Source organism: Streptomyces sp. NPDC056361, assembly GCF_042262805.1.
In the GTDB taxonomy this organism is placed as follows: Bacteria; Actinomycetota; Actinomycetes; order Streptomycetales; family Streptomycetaceae; genus Streptomyces.
Genome location: NZ_JBHJQI010000028.1, coordinates 29,897 through 47,446, shown reverse-complemented (window position 1 = coordinate 47,446; position 17,550 = coordinate 29,897). Strand labels below are relative to the sequence as shown.

15 protein-coding genes are annotated in these 17,550 nt (G+C 74.8%); 13 read left to right on the top strand and 2 right to left on the bottom strand.

What is annotated here, in order from left to right; translation table 11 throughout:
- Entirely contained in the window at window positions 1-1,065 is a 1,065-nt protein-coding gene (locus ACFCY7_RS12065) for a LacI family DNA-binding transcriptional regulator (RefSeq protein ID WP_376483694.1), read from the bottom strand.
- 141 nt (window positions 1,066-1,206) lie between these two features.
- Between ACFCY7_RS12065 and ACFCY7_RS12060 the strand changes: the two genes are divergently transcribed.
- Genes ACFCY7_RS12060 through ACFCY7_RS12040 form a run of 5 tightly spaced genes read left to right on the top strand, consistent with a single transcriptional unit; the run spans window position 1,207 to window position 6,464 of the window.
- Window positions 1,207-2,844: an ABC transporter substrate-binding protein gene (locus ACFCY7_RS12060; protein ID WP_376483692.1), complete on the top strand. Its 1,638-nt coding sequence runs from the start codon at window positions 1,207-1,209 to the stop codon at window positions 2,842-2,844.
- A complete protein-coding gene (locus ACFCY7_RS12055; protein WP_376483691.1) occupies window positions 2,841-3,794 on the top strand; it encodes an ABC transporter permease in 954 nt (317 codons plus the stop codon). The genes ACFCY7_RS12060 and ACFCY7_RS12055 overlap by 4 nt, the downstream gene beginning before the upstream one ends.
- Window positions 3,791-4,660, top strand: coding sequence for an ABC transporter permease (locus ACFCY7_RS12050; RefSeq protein WP_376483690.1), 870 nt, complete (start codon window positions 3,791-3,793; stop codon window positions 4,658-4,660). Before ACFCY7_RS12055 ends, ACFCY7_RS12050 begins: the two co-directional genes overlap by 4 nt.
- Before the next feature lie 5 nt (window positions 4,661-4,665).
- Window positions 4,666-5,652, top strand: coding sequence for an ABC transporter ATP-binding protein (locus tag ACFCY7_RS12045; protein WP_376483688.1), 987 nt, complete (start codon window positions 4,666-4,668; stop codon window positions 5,650-5,652).
- Entirely contained in the window at window positions 5,649-6,464 is an 816-nt protein-coding gene (locus ACFCY7_RS12040) for an ABC transporter ATP-binding protein (protein ID WP_376483687.1), read from the top strand. The genes ACFCY7_RS12045 and ACFCY7_RS12040 overlap by 4 nt, the downstream gene beginning before the upstream one ends.
- On the opposite strand, the gene ACFCY7_RS12035 is transcribed toward ACFCY7_RS12040, so the two are convergent.
- Window positions 6,449-8,161, bottom strand: coding sequence for an alpha/beta hydrolase (locus ACFCY7_RS12035; protein ID WP_376483685.1), 1,713 nt, complete (start codon window positions 8,159-8,161; stop codon window positions 6,449-6,451). The two genes, ACFCY7_RS12040 and ACFCY7_RS12035, sit on opposite strands and share 16 nt — an antisense overlap.
- A 140-nt stretch (window positions 8,162-8,301) precedes the next feature.
- Here ACFCY7_RS12035 and ACFCY7_RS12030 point away from each other — a divergent pair, with 140 nt between their 5' ends.
- The 8 genes from ACFCY7_RS12030 to ACFCY7_RS11995 all read left to right on the top strand — a co-directional run bounded on the left by ACFCY7_RS12030 (window position 8,302) and on the right by ACFCY7_RS11995 (window position 17,546).
- The gene (locus ACFCY7_RS12030; protein WP_376483683.1) at window positions 8,302-9,258 is read left to right on the top strand and encodes a MerR family transcriptional regulator; all 957 of its coding nucleotides are present in this window, start codon (window positions 8,302-8,304) and stop codon (window positions 9,256-9,258) included.
- A gap of 167 nt (window positions 9,259-9,425) precedes the next feature.
- Window positions 9,426-10,193 (top strand): GntR family transcriptional regulator, encoded by a 768-nt coding sequence (locus tag ACFCY7_RS12025; RefSeq protein WP_376483681.1) that lies wholly within the window; start codon window positions 9,426-9,428, stop codon window positions 10,191-10,193.
- A 41-nt stretch (window positions 10,194-10,234) separates the two neighbouring features.
- Entirely contained in the window at window positions 10,235-10,462 is a 228-nt protein-coding gene (locus tag ACFCY7_RS12020; RefSeq protein ID WP_017236562.1) for a ferredoxin family protein, read from the top strand.
- Window positions 10,463-10,476: 14 nt separating this feature from the next.
- A complete protein-coding gene (locus ACFCY7_RS12015) occupies window positions 10,477-11,847 on the top strand; it encodes an ABC transporter substrate-binding protein (protein WP_376483679.1) in 1,371 nt (456 codons plus the stop codon).
- A gap of 68 nt (window positions 11,848-11,915) precedes the next feature.
- Window positions 11,916-12,782, top strand: coding sequence for an ABC transporter permease (locus ACFCY7_RS12010; RefSeq protein WP_376483727.1), 867 nt, complete (start codon window positions 11,916-11,918; stop codon window positions 12,780-12,782).
- On the top strand, window positions 12,779-13,597 hold the full coding sequence (locus tag ACFCY7_RS12005; RefSeq protein WP_376483678.1) for an ABC transporter ATP-binding protein: 819 nt from the start codon (window positions 12,779-12,781) through the stop codon (window positions 13,595-13,597). Before ACFCY7_RS12010 ends, ACFCY7_RS12005 begins: the two co-directional genes overlap by 4 nt.
- A gap of 81 nt (window positions 13,598-13,678) precedes the next feature.
- On the top strand, window positions 13,679-16,564 hold the full coding sequence (locus tag ACFCY7_RS12000; protein WP_376483677.1) for a fumarate reductase/succinate dehydrogenase flavoprotein subunit: 2,886 nt from the start codon (window positions 13,679-13,681) through the stop codon (window positions 16,562-16,564).
- Between the two features lie 133 nt (window positions 16,565-16,697).
- Complete coding sequence (locus ACFCY7_RS11995) at window positions 16,698-17,546, top strand: VOC family protein (RefSeq protein WP_376483676.1); 849 nt, start codon at window positions 16,698-16,700, stop codon at window positions 17,544-17,546.
- Window positions 17,547-17,550 lie beyond the last annotated feature (4 nt).

Genomic DNA, 17,550 nt, shown 5'->3' with positions numbered 1-17,550 from the left:
CTACTCGCCCCGCCCGGACCGGACGGAGGAGGCCCGGACGTCGAGACGCGTCGGCACGAGCGTCCCGGCGGGCTCCCTGCGGCCGTGCTCCAGGACCGCGACGAGGTGCTCGACACCGGCCTCCGCGACCGCCTCGGGCCGCAGGCTCAGGGTGGTCACCGGTGGATCGGTGTAGAGCGCCGTGGCGTCCTCGCTGACCAGGACGACCAGCAGGTCGTCGGGGACCTCGTAGCCGTGCCGGCGTGCCGCCTCCAGGACGAGCGGCGGACTCGCCTCCGCGACCACGAGCAGGGCGTCGGGCCGCTCGGCCCCCTCCGGGGTGTCGAGGGCGGTCTCGACGGCCCGGACCACCGGCCCGTTCCCGGACTCCGCGACGCGCACGGCCAGCTCCGGCAGGCCGTGGGCGGCGCACCAGGACCGGTGCGCCGCCTCCACCTCGGTGTGGAAGCGGGTGGCGATGTCCGGCACCACGAGCACGGGCCGCCGGGCCCCCTGCTCCCGCAGGTGGTCCAGGGCCTCGCGGACGGCACCTTCGGCGTCGACGTCCACCCAGGAGGCCCCGGGCCGCCCCTCCACGGAGCGGTCGCTGAAGACGGGGATCCCGGCGGCCAGGAGGTCCTCGATGACGGTGTCCCCGGCGACCGGGTCGGCGACGATGACCCCGTCGAGCGACAGGTCGGACCACTCGCCCTGCAGGGTGCCGGCCGGCAGCAGCACCACGGCGTAGCCGCGGAGCAGCGAGGTCGCCGCGGTGGCGCCGGTGAGCCGGGCGAAGTACGGCGACTCCAGATAGGTCCAGAGCGCGTCGGGGGCCCCTCCCACGACGTATCCGATCAGCCGGGCCCGTCCCGCGCGTAGATGGCGCGCGGTGGCGTTGGGCCGGTAGCCCATCCTGCGGGCGGTCTCGCGGGCCCTCTCCCGCACTGCGGGGGAGAGTCTCCCGGTGCCGTTCAGCGCCGCCGAGACGGTCGTCTTGGACAGGCCCGCCTCGCGGGCCACGTCGACGAGTCGGACGCGCGGGGTGGGCGGCGAGGGCTGCCCCTCATGCCCTGAAGCTTCGGTCATGGGGTGATGGTGCCACCCACCTGACCTCGGCAAAACCGTTCCCGCAAAGTCACCTGCAGGTCTTGTGCGGGAACGTTCCCGCACCAATACTCGCTCCATCCCCCCGAGCCCGTCACTACACCCGTAAAGGGGTGGGTCACCATGCGCATGCCCAGAGCCATCGCGCTTCTCGCCTGTACCGCCGCGCTCGCGGCCACCACGGCCGCCTGCTCCGGCGCCACCAAGCCGCCGGCCGCCGGCGGCGGCGCGTCCTTCAAGGTGACCCCGCTGTCGCCGCCCGCGCAGGGCCCGCTGGACTCCGTCACCTGGTCCCTGTACGCCGAGCCGTACACGCTCGACTACGCCCTCGCGTACGACTACCCGCCCAACACCGTGCTGGCCAACGTCTGCGAGCAGCTCCTCCGGGTCACCCCCGACCTGAAGATCGAGCCCGGCCTGGCCGTGAAGTGGGCGCAGCCCGACCCGCGCACCCTGGTCTACACACTGCGCCCGGGGGTGAAGTTCCACGACGGCACCACCATGACCGCCGACGACGTGGTCGCCTCCCTCAAGCGCCAGATGGACCCGAAGACCGGCTCCCCCTGGGGTTCCTCCTTCAAGAACGTCGACGCGATCGAGAAGACCGGCCCGCTGGAGGTGACGATCCGCCTCGGCAAGGCCGACGTCCTCTTCCACGAGCTGATGGCCGCCTCCCCCGGCACGATCGTGAGCGCCGCCTCCCTCACCAAGGGCGGCAAGGACTACGGCACCCCCAAGGGCGAGCTGAACTGCACCGGCCCGTACGCCCTCGAGAAGTGGGCGCAGGGCGACAACATCACCCTGAAGAAGCACGCCGCCTACTGGGACACGAAGCTCGCGCCCAAGTCCGAGAGGGTGAAGTTCACCTTCATCGAGGACGTGGCGGCCCGCTCCAACGCCTTCCTCTCCGGCACGGCCGACGGCGGCTACATGGTCCCCTCGTCCTCCTTCAACCAGCTGCGCTCCGGCGGCAAGGGCACGCTCCTCTTCGGCCCCAACACCGGCGCCACGAACCTCGCGGTCCTCGACTACCACGGTCCGCTCGGCGACCTGAAGGTCCGCAAGGCCCTGTCGATGGCCCTCGACCGGAAGAACATCATCAAGGCCGCGGCCGGCGGCGTCGGCATCCCGGCCAAGGCCCCCGCCGCGCGCGGCGCCTGGGCGCTGGCCCCCGAGAAGACCGCCGCGCTCTACGACACGCTGCCCGAGCCCGCGTACGACATCGCTGCCGCGAAGAAGCTCGTCCAGGAGGCCGGGGCGACCGGTCGGAAGATCACCATCGCCACCAGCAGCCTCGCCCCCGAGATCAGCGTCGTCTCCAACGCCGTCCAGGCCGCCGGCCGCCAGATCGGCCTCGAAGTCGAACTGAAGCCCGTCTCCCCCGACGCGTACAGCTCGCTCTTCGTCGACCCGAGCGCGCGCACCGGCCTCGACCTGGTCATCACCGTCGGCTACGACAACACGCCGGACCCGCTGGAGTTCTACCAGTACCTGCGCACCGGCGACTTCGGGAACTACGGCAACTGGTCGAACGCCGAGTACGACGTCGCCTTCGACCGGGCCAACTCCGAGCCCGACGCGGGCAAGCGCGCCGAGCTCACCGCGAAGCTCCAGAAGATCGCCCTCGACGAGCTGCCCATCATCCCCGTGTACGAGGCCCCGCACTCGGTGTTCCTCGGCAAGCGGGTCACCGGCGCCCCGGCCGGCATCGCCCAGCTCTACTACCCGTGGGCCGCGACGATCGGGGCCGCGAAGCGATGACGCGCTACCTCGTCGGACGGCTCCTCGGCCTGGTGGCGGTGCTGTTCGTGACCTCGGTCGTGGTCTTCGGCTCCATCCACCTGGCCCCCGGCGATCCGGTGTCGTTCCTCCTGCACGGCCGCCCCGCGACCCCCGAGGCCGTCGCGGCGCTGCGGGCGGAGCACCACCTCGACGATCCGCTGACCACCCAGTACCTGAAGTGGCTCGGCGGCTTCCTGACCGGCGACTTCGGCCGCTCGGCGCAGTACCACCAGGACGTGTCCGCGCTCATCGGCTCCCGGCTGACCGGCACCGCGCTGCTCGTCGGCTACGCCGCCGTCCTGGTCGCCGTGCTCGGGGTGACGGCCGGCGTCCTCGCCGCGCTGCGCCCCGGGCTCCCGGACCGCGTGGTGCTCATCGGCACCGGTGTCGCCACCGCCACGCCCTCGTTCGTCACGGCCATCGCGCTCGTGTCGCTGTTCTCCGTCCAGCTCGGCTGGTTCCCCGGACCCGGCGGCGGCGCGGCGGAGGGCCTGTCGGACCGGCTCTACCAGCTGACCCTGCCGGCCTTCGCCCTGGCGCTGTCCTTCGCGGGACTCCTCGCCCGGGTGACCCGCTCCGCGATGCTCGACGAACTCGAACGCGACCACGTCGAGGTGGCGCGGGCCCGGGGCGTCGCGAGCCCGGCCGTGGTCCGCCGGCACGTGCTGCGCAACGCGCTCGGCCCCGTCGTCACCGTCGGCGGCACCATGCTCGCCGGCCTCCTGATCAGCACCTCGATCGTCGAGACCGCGTTCGACGTCCCCGGACTCGGCTCGCTGCTCGTGCAGTCGGTCACCGCCAAGGACTTCGCCGTCGTCCAGGCGATCACGCTCCTGAGCGTGGCGGCCTTCGTCCTCGTCAACCTCGTGGTCGACCTGCTCGCCCCGCTCATCGACCCCCGTCTCTCCCTCGGGGAAGGCTCCTCATGACCACCTCCACCTCCACGGTGCCGTACCGCAGGCCGGGGCTCCGCGCCCTGCGCCTGTTCGGCCAGGGACCGCTGTTCGCGGTCTCGGTCGCGGTGCTCGCCGCGCTCGTCCTGGTCGCCGTGCTCGCGCCCGTCATCTCCCCGTACGACCCGGAGGCGCTCGACCTGTCGGCGAGCCTGGTCGGGACCACGGGCGACCACCTGCTCGGCACCGACCAGTCGGGGCGCGACGTCCTGTCCCGGCTGATCCACGGTGCCCGCACCGGGCTGCTCGGGCCGCTGCTCGTCGTCGGCGTCTCCACCCTGCTCGGCACCCTCCTCGGAGTGGTGGCCGCCTGGCGGGGCGGCTGGACGGACACGTTCCTGTCCCGGTCCATGGACCTCGTCTTCGCGATCCCGGGCCTGATGCTCGCGATCCTGCTCGTGTCGGTCGTCGGCTCCGGCCTGACCGCCCCCGTGATCGCGATGGCCGTGGCCTACACCCCGTACGTGGGCCGTCTCGTGCGCGGCATCGCGCAGCAGGAGAAGGCCCGGCCGTACATCGAGGCCTACCGGGTGCAGGGCTGGTCCGGCTGGACCGTCTGCCTGCGCCACCTGCTGCCCAACATCGCACCGACGGTCTTCGCCCAGTCGGCGATGAACTTCGGGTACGCGCTGATGGACCTGGCGGCGCTGTCCTTCCTCGGCTTCGGCGTGCAGCCGCCGGCCGCCGACTGGGGCGCCATGATCAACGAGGGACAGGCGGCCGTCCTCCAGGGGGCCATGCTGCCGGCCCTCGCGCCCTCCGCGTGCATCGTGCTCGCCGTGGTGGCGTTCGGCATCGTCGGCGAGGGGCTCGCCGACCGGATCGCGAAGCGGGAACGGTGAACGGCATGCGCGCACAGACGGGTGGGGCGCCGGTCCTGGAGATCGACGGGCTCGACGTCCGCCTCGCCGGCGACCGGGCCGCCCGGCCGATCCTCGACGGGGTGAGCCTCACGGTACGGCCCGGGGAGACCGTCGGCCTCGTCGGCGAGTCCGGCTCGGGCAAGTCCGTGGCCTGCCGCAGCGTCCTCGGACTGCTGCCGGCCGGCGCCCGGACCACCGGCCGGGTCATGGTCTCCGGGCGGGACGTCCTCACCATGAACCGCGCCGACCTCACGACGCTGCGGGCCCGGCGGGTGTCGATGGTCTTCCAGGACCCGCGCGCCTCCGTCAACCCGCTGCGCCGCGTCGGCGACTTCCTCACCGAGGGCCTGCGGGCCGCCGGGACCCCGGCGGCCAAGGCCACCGCCCGCGCCGAGGAACTCCTCGCCGCGGTCGGCATCCGCGACCCGCGCGGCGCCCTGCGCCGCCATCCGCACCAGTTCTCCGGCGGCATGCTCCAGCGGGTCGTCATCGCCGCGGCCCTCGCGAGCGAACCCGACCTGCTCGTCGCCGACGAACCGACCACGGCCCTCGACGTCACCACCCAGGCCGAGATCATCTCGATCCTCGCCCGGCTGCGGGCCGAACGCGGCACCGGCATGCTCTTCGTCACCCACGACCTCGAACTGGCCGCGTCGGTCTGCGACCGCGTGTACGTGATGTACGCCGGCCGGATCGTCGAGACCCGGTCCACCGACGAACTGTTCGACCGCCCGCGCCACCCGTACACGGCGGGCCTGCTCGCCTGCACCCCGAGCATCGAGCCCGGCGCGCCGGCTCCCCGGCCCATCCCGGGCCGCCCCGTCTCCCTCGCCGAGGCGCCGCCCGGCTGCGCCTTCGCCGCCCGCTGCGCCCACGCCGTGCCGCGCTGCCACGAGGAGACCCCCCGACTCGCGGCGGACGCCGTCGGGTTCGCCGCCTGCCACCGCGCCGACGAAGGGATCACGCTGTGACCGTCACGACCGAGGAGGGCCTGGTCGTCGAAGGCCTCCGCAAGCGGTACGGCGACCACACCGCCGTGGACGACGTCTCGTTCACCCTGGCGCCCGGCTCCTCGCTCGCCATCGTCGGGGAGTCCGGCAGCGGCAAGACGACGACGGTCCGGATGCTGGTGGGCCTCGAACGCCCCGACGGCGGTACGGTCCGGCTCGACGGCCGGGACCGTTCGGCCCTGCCCCGCGGCCGGACCGAACGCCTCGCCCGCGCCCGCGAGATCCAGATGGTCTTCCAGGACCCGTACCTCTCCCTCGACCCCCGCATCACCGTCTCGGGCTGCCTCGACGAGGTCCTGCGCCTGCACACCCCGCTCGACGCGGCCGCCCGGCGCACCCGCGTCACCGAGCTCCTCGACCAGGTCGGCCTGGGCGCCCGCGAAGCCGCGGCCCTCCCCCGCGGCCTCTCCGGCGGCCAGCGGCAACGCGTCGCCATCGCCCGCGCCCTCGCCGTGCGACCGAGGGTCCTCGTCCTGGACGAGGCCGTCGCCGCCCTCGATGTCTCCATCCAGGCGCAGATCATCGAGCTCCTCCGCTCGATACGCGAGGAGTCCGGCGTCGGCTACCTCTTCGTCACCCACGACCTCGCGGTGGTCCGCCACATCGCCGACGAGGTCCTCGTCCTCAAGTCCGGCGCCGTCGTCGAGTCCGGTCCCGCCGACCGCGTCCTCGGGTCACCGCAGCACCCGTACACCCGGCTCCTCCTGGACTCCGTACCCCGCCGGGGCCGGCGCCCCGGCCAGGACACGACGGAGGCTCACCTGTCGGCCTGAGTCCTCCTCCCGTCGACGACGTCGTCCCCCTCACGATCCCCGGCCCCGGCTCCCGTCCCCGTCCCCAGGCGGTCGAGGACGGCGCCCATCGCACGTGCCACGGCCGCCCGGGACTCGTCGGAGGGGTCGACGAGTTCGAAGCCGTGCCGTCCGTCCGGCACGTCGACGACCTCCACGTCGGCCCCGCTCCTCCCGGCGGCGTCCAGGAACTCCCGGACCGTCGCCGCGAAGGCCGGGTGCTCCCGCCCCGCTCTCGTCAGCACCACCGGCGGTCCGCCCGCCGCACCCACGGCCTCGACGGGGCGGAAGCGCGGCTCCACCGCCTCCCAGCCGGGCAGCGGCGCGAGCGCGGGGTAACTCACCGCCACACACCGCAGCCACGGCGGCGGCGCGGCCAGCCAATCCGCCGCCAGCAGAGCGCCGGTGGAGAAGAACCAGAGCGCGATCCGCTCCCCGTCGACCCGCGGATCCGCCCGCACCTCCTCGACGGCCTCCGCCAGGTCCTCGGCCGCGATCGGATAGTCGCCGATGCCGTGCAGCCGGTGGTCCAGCGTCACCCCGACCGCACCCCGACTCGCCGCGTAGCGCCCGTACCCCAGGAAGAACGGCGTGTCGCGCGGGGTCGGCCGCTGATCGGCCGCGACGGGCCCGCCGTGGACGAAGACCACGGCCGGCGGGCGACGGCGGCCGGCTCCGGCCGGGAGGCGCCCACCGCCGGCCGCGACGTGTCCGGTGCCGGGCGGGAAGTGCCCGCTGTCGGACGGGAAGTGGAGGTCGATGCGGCCACGCCGCTCGCGCGGTCCCTCGGGGAGGTCCAGGAGGAAGGGGAGCAGGTGCGACGGCTGCTCGTGGGCCTCCTCGGGCGGGGTCACCCGGTGTCCCCCGCCCGCCGCCGCGCGGATCAGCACGTCGGCCAGTTCGCCCGGTGCGGAGAGCATCGGCCAGTGCCCGGTGGCGAGTTCGAGGAAGCGCACCCGGTCGTCGGCGAGGGACCGGAACTGCGGCGGCCCCGATTCGACCAGCATCTCCACCATGGCGATGCTCGACCCGTTCGCGGTGCACAGCACACCGGTGACCGGCAGCGCGGCGACCGCGGCGGTGAGGCGGAGCGGCTGGGTGAGGGTGGCGGACGGCTGCGGGACGGCGAGCCGCTCCAGGCGTTCCAGCGCGTCGGCGGGAATCCCCTCCGTACTGCCCCACCGCTGCCAGCTCCCGCGCTCCGGCGGCGGCACCGACCACCCGCGATCCCCGTCGGCTCCGTGCTCGACCCCGCCACCGTCGACCCCGTCCCCGTCCCCGTCCCCGTCGTCGCGCGTCCCGTGCCCCAGACGCTCCCTCACCTCCGGATCGGGTACGGATCCCACGGCCGGCCGCCCGTCGTCCGGAAGTCCCGTGTCCACGGCGACGATCCGGGCCACCCGCTCCGGTCGCCGGTCGGCGGCGCCGAACACGGGGTGGAGGGCGTAGCCGTGGCCGACGAGCACGACCTCCGGCGCGTCGAGGCCGTCGATCAGCCGGACCAGGTCGTCGACGTGCGTCTCCAGTCCCGTTCCGGGCCCCGCCTCTGCCCTCCGCTCCGCCATCCCCGTGAGCGTCACGGGATACGGATCCGCTCCCGCCGACCGGAGCCGGGCTGCGGTCTCCTCCCATACCCAGCTCCCGGTGAACGGACCGGACACCAGCACGAACGCGGTCATGAGCGTCTCCTCGCTGCTCCTCGGCGATCTCCCGCCCGCCACGCTAGGAACTCCCCCAGGGGGAGATACAAGCCGCGCGGCACAATGGGCTTGCCCGTAGGGGTGAAAGGCCCCGATTCCCCTTGGCGGAGGTGCGCGTCGTGTCGTCGGACGGTCTGTGGAGCATCGGGGAGCTTGCGGGGCGCGCGGGGGTCACCGTGAAGGCCGTGCGGTTCTACTCCGAGCGCGGGTTGCTGCCGGAGGCGGAGCGGAGTTCGGGCGGGCACCGTCGGTACGGGGCCGAGGCGCTGGAGAGGCTGCGCCTGATTCGGTCCTTGCGCGGACTGGACCTGCCGCTCGCCGAGGTGGAGCGGGTGCTCCCCGGGGCGGCGGGTGTACGCGAGGAGGAGGGCGTACGCGCGGAGGCGCTGGAGGAGGTCGTCGCCGACGAGTTGCGGCGGGTGAGGGGCCGGTTGGCCGAGTTGCGGTGGCGTGAGGCGTCGCTGCGGCTGGTCCAGGACGGCACGGCGGCGGAGCGGGTCGAGCGGCTGCGGCTGGTCGGGGCCGTGGCCGTGCCGCCGGACACGGATGCGATGGCGCGGTTCTGGCGTCGGATCCTGCCGGTGCGGCTTCCGGGACGCGTGGTGTCGCTGGTCGTCGACGCGGTGGTGCCGCAGCCTCCACGGGACCCGGATCCGGAGCAGGTGCTGGCGTTCGCGCGGCTGCACGCGCTGGTGACGGATCCGCGGCTCGACGGGGCGGAGTTCAGGCCGGCGCCGCCGCTGCCGGACGGGGAGTACCGGCCTGCCGTGCTGTACGAGGGGTTGGCGGAGGCGTACGCGCTGGCCGCGGCGGAGGTGGGGGCGGGGCGGGGGCCGGAGGGCGGTGGGGCGCTGGACCGCTTCGTCTCGGCCTACGCGGACGCGCGGGGCGAGCCGGACGGCGCGGCGTTCCGGCACCGGCTCGTCGGGTGGCTCGCCGTGCACGACGGGCCGGTGATCGGCCGGTACTGGAAGCTCGCGGCGGGTCTGTTCGCGCCGGGTGAGCCGGTGCTCGGGGTCCTGCACCATCAGTTGTCCGTCGCCCTGCGGGGCCAGGTACGGGCGGGGACGGGCTGAGACTTCCCACATGATGGGCGGCCGGGCGTCCACGTGGTGGGCGCCGTAGTGGCGGATCTTGTCGCGGGCGGGGAGTCGTCGCAGGTCAGAGGCGTACGGGCGGAGTGTCAGGTGGCGCAATACTGCCGCAACACCACCGGGTCCCGTCGCCCGCTACGTTCCGTCCCATGCCCGCCGAATCCGCCTCCGCAGCCCGCCCCGTCGCCGCAGCCCGCCGTCTGCGGCTGCGGGCCGACCGGGCGCGGCAGCTCGCCGACCTGCTGCGCCACCAGATCCTGGCGGGCCGGTTCCCGGGCGGGGTGCTTCCGCTGGAGGACGCCATCGCCGCTGACTACCGGGCCAGCCGCAACACCGTGCGGCAGGCGCTGGACCTGCTGCGCGGCGAGGGGCTGGTCGAACGGCGGGCCGGGGTCGGCACGGTGGTGGTCTGCGAGAAGTTCCCGCACGGCCTGGATCGGCTGCAGGGTCTCGCGGAGACCCTGCACGAGCACGGGCGGGTCACCAACGAGGTCCGGACGGTGGGGCCGGTGGCCGCGTCCGGGCCGGTGGCGCACCGGTTGGGCCTGCCCGAGCACACGGACGTGCTGTGCGTGGAGCGGTTGCGGCGGCTGAACGGGCTGCCGCTGTCGCTGGACCTGTCGTACCTGCCGATGGACGTCGGCGGCGAACTCCTCGGCTGCGACCTGGAGAACACGGATGTGTTCCGGCTCCTGGAGCAGCTGACCGGCGGGCCGCTCGGGCACGCCGAGATCACCCTGGAGGCCGTCAACGCCGACGCGCACTCGGCCGCCGTGCTCCAGGCTCCGCGCGGGGCCGCGGTCCTGATGCTGGAGCGGCTGACCCATCTGCCCGACGGGCGCCCGGTGGACCTGGAGTTCATCCGGTTCCGCGGTGACCGCATCACCATGAGCGGCCTGCTGCACCGCTCCCTCTGACCCCGTCGCCCCTTTCCCGTACCCCCTTCCTGGAGACAGCCATGCCTCTGGTCCCCCAGCGCGCCGACGTGCCCGTGACCATCGACGAGTCGAAGTGCATCGACGGCTGCACGCTGTGCGTCGACATGTGTCCGCTCGACTCGCTCGCGATCCGCGAGGACGACGGCAAGGCGTACATGCACGTGGACGAGTGCTGGTACTGCGGCCCCTGCGCGGCCCGCTGTCCGACCGGCGCGGTGACCGTCAACATGCCCTACCTGCTCCGGTGAAAGGCCTCCCTCCCGTGAAGTCCCGAACGACGTCCCGAAGACTCGCCCTGGCGCTCCCCCTCGCCCTGTTCCTGCCGCTCGCCACCGCCTGCGGCGACGGCTCCGACGGAGCGGCCGGGTCGTCCGGCTCCTCCGGCGGCAAGACGGTCACGGTGACCGTCGGCTACCAGTCGAAGACCATCAACACCGTCACCGCCGGCACCCTGCTGCGCTCCCTCGGCTACTTCGAGCAGGAGCTCGCGGCCGCCGGGAAGAAGGACGGCCGCACCTACCGGGTGGTGTGGCAGGACTACGCGACCGGCGCCCCGATCACCGCGCAGATGACCGCCGGGAAGATCGACATCGGCTCGATGGGCGACTTCCCGCTGCTGATCAACGCGGCGCGCGGAAGGCAGCTCAAGGAGCCCACGCGACTGGTCGCGGTGACCGGCTACAACCTGCGGGGCGGTCTCAACACCGTGGTCACCGCGCCCGGTTCGCCGCTGCGCACGCTCGCGGACCTGAAGGGCCGCAAGGTGTCCACCAGTGTCGGCTCGGCGGCCGACGGCACGCTGGTCCGGGCCCTTCGCCGGGCCGGTCTCGACCCGGCGAAGGACGTCGCGAAGCTCAACCAGCAGCCGAGCGTGGGCGCTTCGGCGCTCGCCGCGGGCAGTGTCGACGCGCTGTCGCAGTTCGTCGCCTGGCCGGGCCTGCTCGCCTTCCAAGGGCGGGCGACGGCCCTGTACGACGGGGCGGAGCTGAACCTGCCGACCTTCCACGGGGTCACCGTCCGGGAGGAGTTCGCGAAGGAGCGGCCCGGAGTCCTCGACGCGTTCCTGCGGGCGCAGCGGCGGGCCACGGACGAGCTGCGCACCCGGCCGGTCGCCGCCGCCGAGTCCGTGGCGAAGGAGACGGGGCTGCCGGCGGAGGTGGTCTACCTGTACAACGGCGCCCAGGGCATCGCCACCTTCGATCCGGAGCTCCGCCCGGAGCTGATCGCCGCGCTCAAGGAGGACGTGCCGGTCCTGAAGGAGGCCGGTCTGGTGAAGGACGTCGACGTCGACGCCTTCGTCGACACCGCGCCCCTGCGCCGGGCCGCTCCGGGGGCCGCCTACCCCGAGGCCGCCGCGGCCAGGCCCGAACTGTGGCTGCGGGGGCAGAACTCGACCCGGTCGTTCGACAGCCCCGGCGCGCTCCTGAAGGCCGTCAGGGGGGCCGACGTGCGGGCCGCCTACGTGCCGGACGCGGTGACCGGGACGCTCTGGTTCGCGGACCGGGCGGTGTGGGTCTCGGACGGCGGCACGTGGCGCGCCTTCGTGACGCGGGCGGCGGCGGAGCGGTACGTCTCCGGGCACCCCGGCTCCCGGACCGTCGCGTACGCGGACGCCGTGAGGCTCGCCTCGTGAGCGGCGGGATCGGCGGGATCGGCGGGATCGGCGGTGGCGCCTCCGGCGGCACGGGCGTGGGCCGGCGCCTGGTCCGGGTGGCGTCCCTCGCCGGGGCGCTGGGGCTGTGGCAGCTGCTGACGGCGTACGACGTCGAGCTGTGGCTGCGGTTCGAGCAGTTCCCGACCGTCGTCGAGGTCGCCTCCGCGTTCGCCGACCGGGTCGGCACGGAGGCGTACTGGCAGGACCTCGGCCACAGCCTGCGCCGGATCGCGGTCGGGTTCCTCCTCGCCGCGGTCCTGGGGGTGGCGGCCGGCACGGCCGTCGCCCGGTCCCGGTGGGCCGCCGACCTCCTGGGCCCGCTGGTGGAGGTGGTCCGGCCGGTGCCGGCCATCGCCCTGGTGCCGGTGGCGATCCTGCTGCTGCCCACCAACGAGCAGGGCATCGTCTTCATCACCTGCGCCGCCGCCCTCTTCCCCGTCCTGGTGTCGACCCGGCACGCGGTGCGGGCCCTGAGCCCGGTGTGGGAGGAGGCCGTGCTCACCCTGGGCGGCGGCCGGGGGCGGGTGCTGTTCTCGGTGGTGCTGCCGGGCGCCCTGCCGGGGATCTTCGGCGGTCTGTCCGTGGGCATCGGCGTCTCGTGGATCTGTGTGATCTCGGCGGAGATGATCTCCGGCGAGTACGGGGTGGGCTACCGCACCTGGCAGGACTACACGGTCGTCGACTACCCGGGGGTGTTCGTCGGCATGGCCACCATCGGCGCCCTCGGCTGGCTCACCTCCACCGCCGTGGAGTCCCTCGGCCGCCGGGTCACCGCCTGGCTGCCGCGCCCGGCCGACCGGATCGCGGCGGGGCCCGTACGCGCTGCGGCAGCCACCGCGACCGCCGCGCCCGCCACCGTCCCTCGCTCCCCCGCCGTCCGCGCCACCGCACCCGAGAAGGAGCCGGTCCGATGAGCACCGTGAGCCCGTCCGCGTCAGCCGCCACCTCCGCGACGCCGTCGGGGTCGGCCGGTCCGGCCGACCCGCCCACGCCGGCCGGGTCCTCACCGGCGGGAGCGGAACTCGCTCTGCACGGCGTACGGCTCGGCCGTCCCGGCGCGGCGCCCGTGGCGGGGCCCGCCGGGCTGCGGATCGCGCCCGGTGAAATCGTGACCGTGGTCGGCCCGTCCGGCTGCGGGAAGACGACGCTGCTGCGCACCCTCGCCGGGCTGCTGCCGCCGCTGGAGGGCCGGGTCACGCAGGACGGCGAGCCGATCCGCGGGCCCGGCGCCGACCGGGCGCTGGTCTTCCAGCACGACGCGCTGCTGCCCTGGCGGTCGGTCCGCGCCAACGTCGAACTGCCCCTCGCGATCCGCCGTGTCCCGCGCGCCGAGCGGCGCCGCTCGGCGCTGGAGTGGCTGGAGCGGGTCGGGCTCGCCGAGCACGCGCTCAAGCTGCCGCACCAGCTGTCCGGCGGCCAGCGGCAGCGCGTGCAGCTGGCCCGCGCGCTGGCCGGCCGGCCCCGCGCCGTCCTGATGGACGAACCGTTCGGCGCGCTCGACGCGCACACCCGCGCCGGGATGCAGGACCTCCTCGTGGAGATCCTCCGGGGCACGGGCGCGACCGTCGTGTTCGTCACCCACGACGTCGACGAGGCCGTCCACCTGGGCGACCGGGTCGTCCTCTTCGCGACGGGCGAGGTCCTCGACGTACCGCGACCGCGCGTACGGGACGCACGCGACGATCCCGCGACGGCGGCCCTGCGCCGCCGCGTCCTCGACTCCCTCTGAGAGCACCGGGCTCTCCCCTTCTCCCCTCCCCCCGTCGACTTCCCCTCTCCGGCCTCCGACGGCCGCTTCGAAAGGCACCCCGTGGAGACCCTCCTCACCGTCCCCGACCTCGCCGACGCGACCGAGCTCTCCTGTGACGTGCTCGTCGTCGGCGGCGGCACCGCCGGCACGATGGCCGCGCTGACCGCCGCCGAGCGCGGGGCGAACGTCCTGCTCCTGGAGAAGGCGCACGTCCGCCACTCCGGCGCCCTGGCCATGGGCATGGACGGCGTCAACAACGCGGTCGTGCCCGGCCGGGCCGAACCCGACGACTACGTCGCCGAGATCACCCGCGCCAACGACGGCCTCGTGGACCAGTCGACCGTCCGGCAGACGGCGACCCGCGGCTTCGCGATGGTGCAGCGGCTGGAGTCGTACGGGGTGAAGTTCGAGAAGGACGAGCACGGCGAGTACGCGGTCCGGCAGGTGCACCGCTCCGGCTCGTACGTGCTGCCCATGCCGGAGGGCAAGGACGTCAAGAAGGTCCTCTACCGGCAGCTGCGGCGGCGCGAGATGCGGGAGCGGATCCGGATCGAGAACCGGGTCATGCCGGTCCGGGTCCTGACCCACCCGGAGGACGGCCGGGCCGTCGGCGTGGCCGGATTCCACACCCGCACGGGGGAGTTCGTCGTCGTCAGGGCCGGTGCGGTCATCCTGGCCACCGGCGCCTGCGGGCGGCTCGGCCTGCCCGCCTCCGGCTATCTCTACGGCACGTACGAGAACCCGACCAACGCCGGCGACGGTTACGCCATGGCGTACCACGCGGGCGCGGCGCTGACCGGGATCGAGTGCTTCCAGATCAACCCGCTGATCAAGGACTACAACGGGCCCGCCTGCGCCTACGTGGCCAACCCGTTCGGCGGCTACCAGGTGAACCGGCACGGCGAGCGGTTCGTCGAGTCGGACTACTGGTCGGGGCAGATGATGGCCGAGTTCGCCGCCGAACTCGCCTCGGACCGCGGCCCGGTCTACCTCAAGCTGAGCCATCTGCCGGAGGAGACCATCGGCGCGGTCGAGTCGATCCTCCACACCACCGAGCGGCCCACCCGCGGCACCTTCCACGAGAACCGCGGGCACGACTACCGCACCCACGACATCGAGATGCACATCTCCGAGATCGGCCTGTGCGGGGGCCACTCCGCCTCGGGGGTACGGGTGGACTCCCGCGCCCGCACCACCGTGCCCCGGCTGTACGCGGCCGGCGACCTGGCCTCCGTACCGCACAACTACATGATCGGGGCGTTCGTCTTCGGCGACCTCGCGGGCGAGGACGCGTCCCGGTACCGGGCGTACGAAGGGGAGTTGGACCCGGCGCAGCTCACGGCGGCCCACGAGCTCGTCTACCGGCCGCTGCTCCACTCCGACGGCCCGCCGCAGCCGCAGGTCGAGTTCAAGCTGCGCAGGTTCGTCAACGACTACGTGTCGCCGCCCAAGACCGGCGCCCGGCTGTCCCTGGCCGTCGAGGCGTTCACCCGGATGTCGGAGGAGATCGCCGGGATGGGCGCGCGGACCCCGCACGAGCTCATGCGGTGCGCCGAGGTGTCGTTCATCCGCGACTGCGCCGAGATGGCGGCGCGGGCCTCGCTGGCCAGGACCGAGTCCCGCTGGGGGCTGTACCACGAGCGGCTCGACCATCCGGAGCGCGACGACACGGCCTGGCTGCACCACCTCGACCTCCGCAAGTCCCCCTCCGGGGCGATGGAGTTCACCGCCCGACCGGTCGAGCCGTACGTGGTCCCGGTGCCGGAGTTCGCCCCGCCGGGCGGTCCCGAGCGGCACATCGGCGAGGTGGCGCTCGTGCCGGTCGCCACGGCCGGCCCCCGCGACGCCGCCCCGGCGGCCCGCGCGACGGACGACGCGGGCACGCCCGCCACGGAGCCGCCCGGTGCGGCACTCCCGGCCCCCGACGCGCTCGCGGGGCTTCCCGGCGGCGGGCATCCCGGCGCGGGCCTTCCCGGCGCGGGCGAGGCGGGCGCAGGCGCGCCGGACCCGGCCGAGTGGGCCGCGGGCGAGGCGCCCCCGGCCGGGGCGCCGCACCCCCGGCTGCTGCGGCTGCTGTCGCTCGTCGAGGACTCCCCCGACCTGGAGGCGCTCGGTCCGTACCTGGCCGACCCCGATCCGGCGGTCCGGGCCGCCGCCGTCACCGCCCTCGGCGAGACCGCGCCGGCCGGGACGGGGCCCGCGCTGGCCGCGCGGCTGCGGGACGGGTCGCCGCGGGTCCGGGCGGCGGCCGCGGCCGCCCTGCGCGAGCTGGTCGAGGTCCTGCCCGCCGAGCCGGTGCTCGGGGCAGGGCTGCGGGAGGCCCTGGGCGTGCCCGACGCGGCCGTGCGGGCCGCCGCCCTCGACGTGCTGCGGGCGCTGCGGCTCGGCGACGCCCCGCTGTACGCCTCCGCGCTCGCCGACGGCGTCGTCGACGTCCGGGTGCGGGCCGTACGGGCCCTGGTCGCGGTGGACGCCGTCGCGGAGCTCGCGGTGGCCGCGGGCGATCCGGCGCGCGAAGTGCGGGTCGCGGTGGCCCGCGGCCTGGCCGCCGTGGAGGACGCGGCCCCGGCACCACTGCTGCCGCTCCTCGGTGACGCCGACCCGCTGGTCAGGGGCGCCGCGCTGGCCTCGCTCGCCGACACGGGCTGCCCGCCGGAATGCGCGGCGACGGCGGAGGCGGCCCTCGCGGACGCCGCCTGGCAGGTGCGGGCCGGTGCGGCGACGGCACTCCGGGCCGCCCCGGCCGGCCTCGCCGTCCCCGCACTCGCCGGCGCCCTCGCCGACCCGAACGCCGACGTCCGCAAGGCAGCCGTCCTCGGCCTCCTCGCCCACCGGGCAGAGCCCGCGGCCCGTACCGCCCTCGCGGGCGCGTCCGGCGACGCCGACGCCGACGTCCGGGCCTACGCCGCCCGGGCGGCGGCCCCGGTCCCCGGTGGCGCCCGCTGAACCGCAGCCGTCCGCGGGGTCCGCGGGGTCCGCGGGGTCCGCGGGATGCCGTGCACCCGGACGAGTGATGGGCGTCGGCATCCGGGTGAGCCCGCGCATGCCGTGCCCAGGACCGGGAAGGGGCGCAGGCTGGATGCAGGACGACGAGGAGGTGGTGCCGGTGTCGGGGCCGACGACGACCGGGGACGCGGTGGGCGCGCCGTGCTGGCTGAGCCTGAGCGCGCGTGATCTCGAAGCGGCGGAGCGTTTCTACGGGGCGGTGCTGGGCTGGAAGTTCCTGCGGGGAGGCCAGGGGCACGAGTACGCCGTGGGTGAGCGGGGCGGGGTGCCGGTGGCCGGGATCGCGCCGGTGGCGGCCCGGCTGGCCGTGCCGGTGGCGTGGACGGCGTTCTTCTCGGTGGGCGACGCCGACGCGGCGGTGGCCCGGATCCGGGAGCGCGGCGGCACCGTCGGCGTGGGTCCCGTCGCCTACCCGCCCGACGGGCGCGCGGCGCTGGCCACCGACCGCGAGGGCGCGGCGTTCGGCGTGTGGGAGGGCCGTGTCGAGACGCGCTGGCGCGTCGGCGAGCACGCGGCACCGGCCTGGCTGGAGCTGCACACCCGGGACGCGTTCGAGGCGGCGGTGTTCTACGGCGAGGTGCTCCGCTGGACGGAGGGAGCCGGGGGCCGCCTGGAGGTGTCGTACGAGCAGGACAAGGTGGTGCTGCGGCGGGACGGCGTCGCCGTCGCCCGGCTGAACAGCGGCCCGGTCGAGTCCGCCTCCCCCCGGCCTCAGCTGCGTCCGCGGTGGCTGGTGCGTTTCCGGGTGCCCGACCCGGAGGCCGCGACGGCCGCGGTCCTGGCCCACGGCGGCGTGGTCGTGCCGGGCGGCCTGTGGGGCGGGGTGCGCGGCCCCGAGGACGCCGACGGGCGCCGGGTGGTGGTGCGGGACCCCGACGGGGCCCTGTTCGCCTTGGAGGCCGCGGAGGACGGCTCGGAGTGACCGG

Bases quoted from the DNA above. Each gene is read 5' to 3' on its own strand.
- ACFCY7_RS12065 (WP_376483694.1), bottom strand. From the start codon at position 1,065: ATGACCGAAGCTTCAGGGCATGAGGGGCAGCCCTCGCCGCCCACCCCG.
- ACFCY7_RS12060 (WP_376483692.1), top strand. From the start codon at position 1,207: ATGCGCATGCCCAGAGCCATCGCGCTTCTCGCCTGTACCGCCGCGCTC.
- ACFCY7_RS12055 (WP_376483691.1), top strand. From the start codon at position 2,841: ATGACGCGCTACCTCGTCGGACGGCTCCTCGGCCTGGTGGCGGTGCTG.
- ACFCY7_RS12050 (WP_376483690.1), top strand. From the start codon at position 3,791: ATGACCACCTCCACCTCCACGGTGCCGTACCGCAGGCCGGGGCTCCGC.
- ACFCY7_RS12045 (WP_376483688.1), top strand. From the start codon at position 4,666: ATGCGCGCACAGACGGGTGGGGCGCCGGTCCTGGAGATCGACGGGCTC.
- ACFCY7_RS12035 (WP_376483685.1), bottom strand. From the start codon at position 8,161: ATGACCGCGTTCGTGCTGGTGTCCGGTCCGTTCACCGGGAGCTGGGTA.
- ACFCY7_RS12025 (WP_376483681.1), top strand. From the start codon at position 9,426: ATGCCCGCCGAATCCGCCTCCGCAGCCCGCCCCGTCGCCGCAGCCCGC.
- ACFCY7_RS12020 (WP_017236562.1), top strand. From the start codon at position 10,235: ATGCCTCTGGTCCCCCAGCGCGCCGACGTGCCCGTGACCATCGACGAG.
- ACFCY7_RS12005 (WP_376483678.1), top strand. From the start codon at position 12,779: ATGAGCACCGTGAGCCCGTCCGCGTCAGCCGCCACCTCCGCGACGCCG.
- ACFCY7_RS11995 (WP_376483676.1), top strand. From the start codon at position 16,698: ATGCAGGACGACGAGGAGGTGGTGCCGGTGTCGGGGCCGACGACGACC.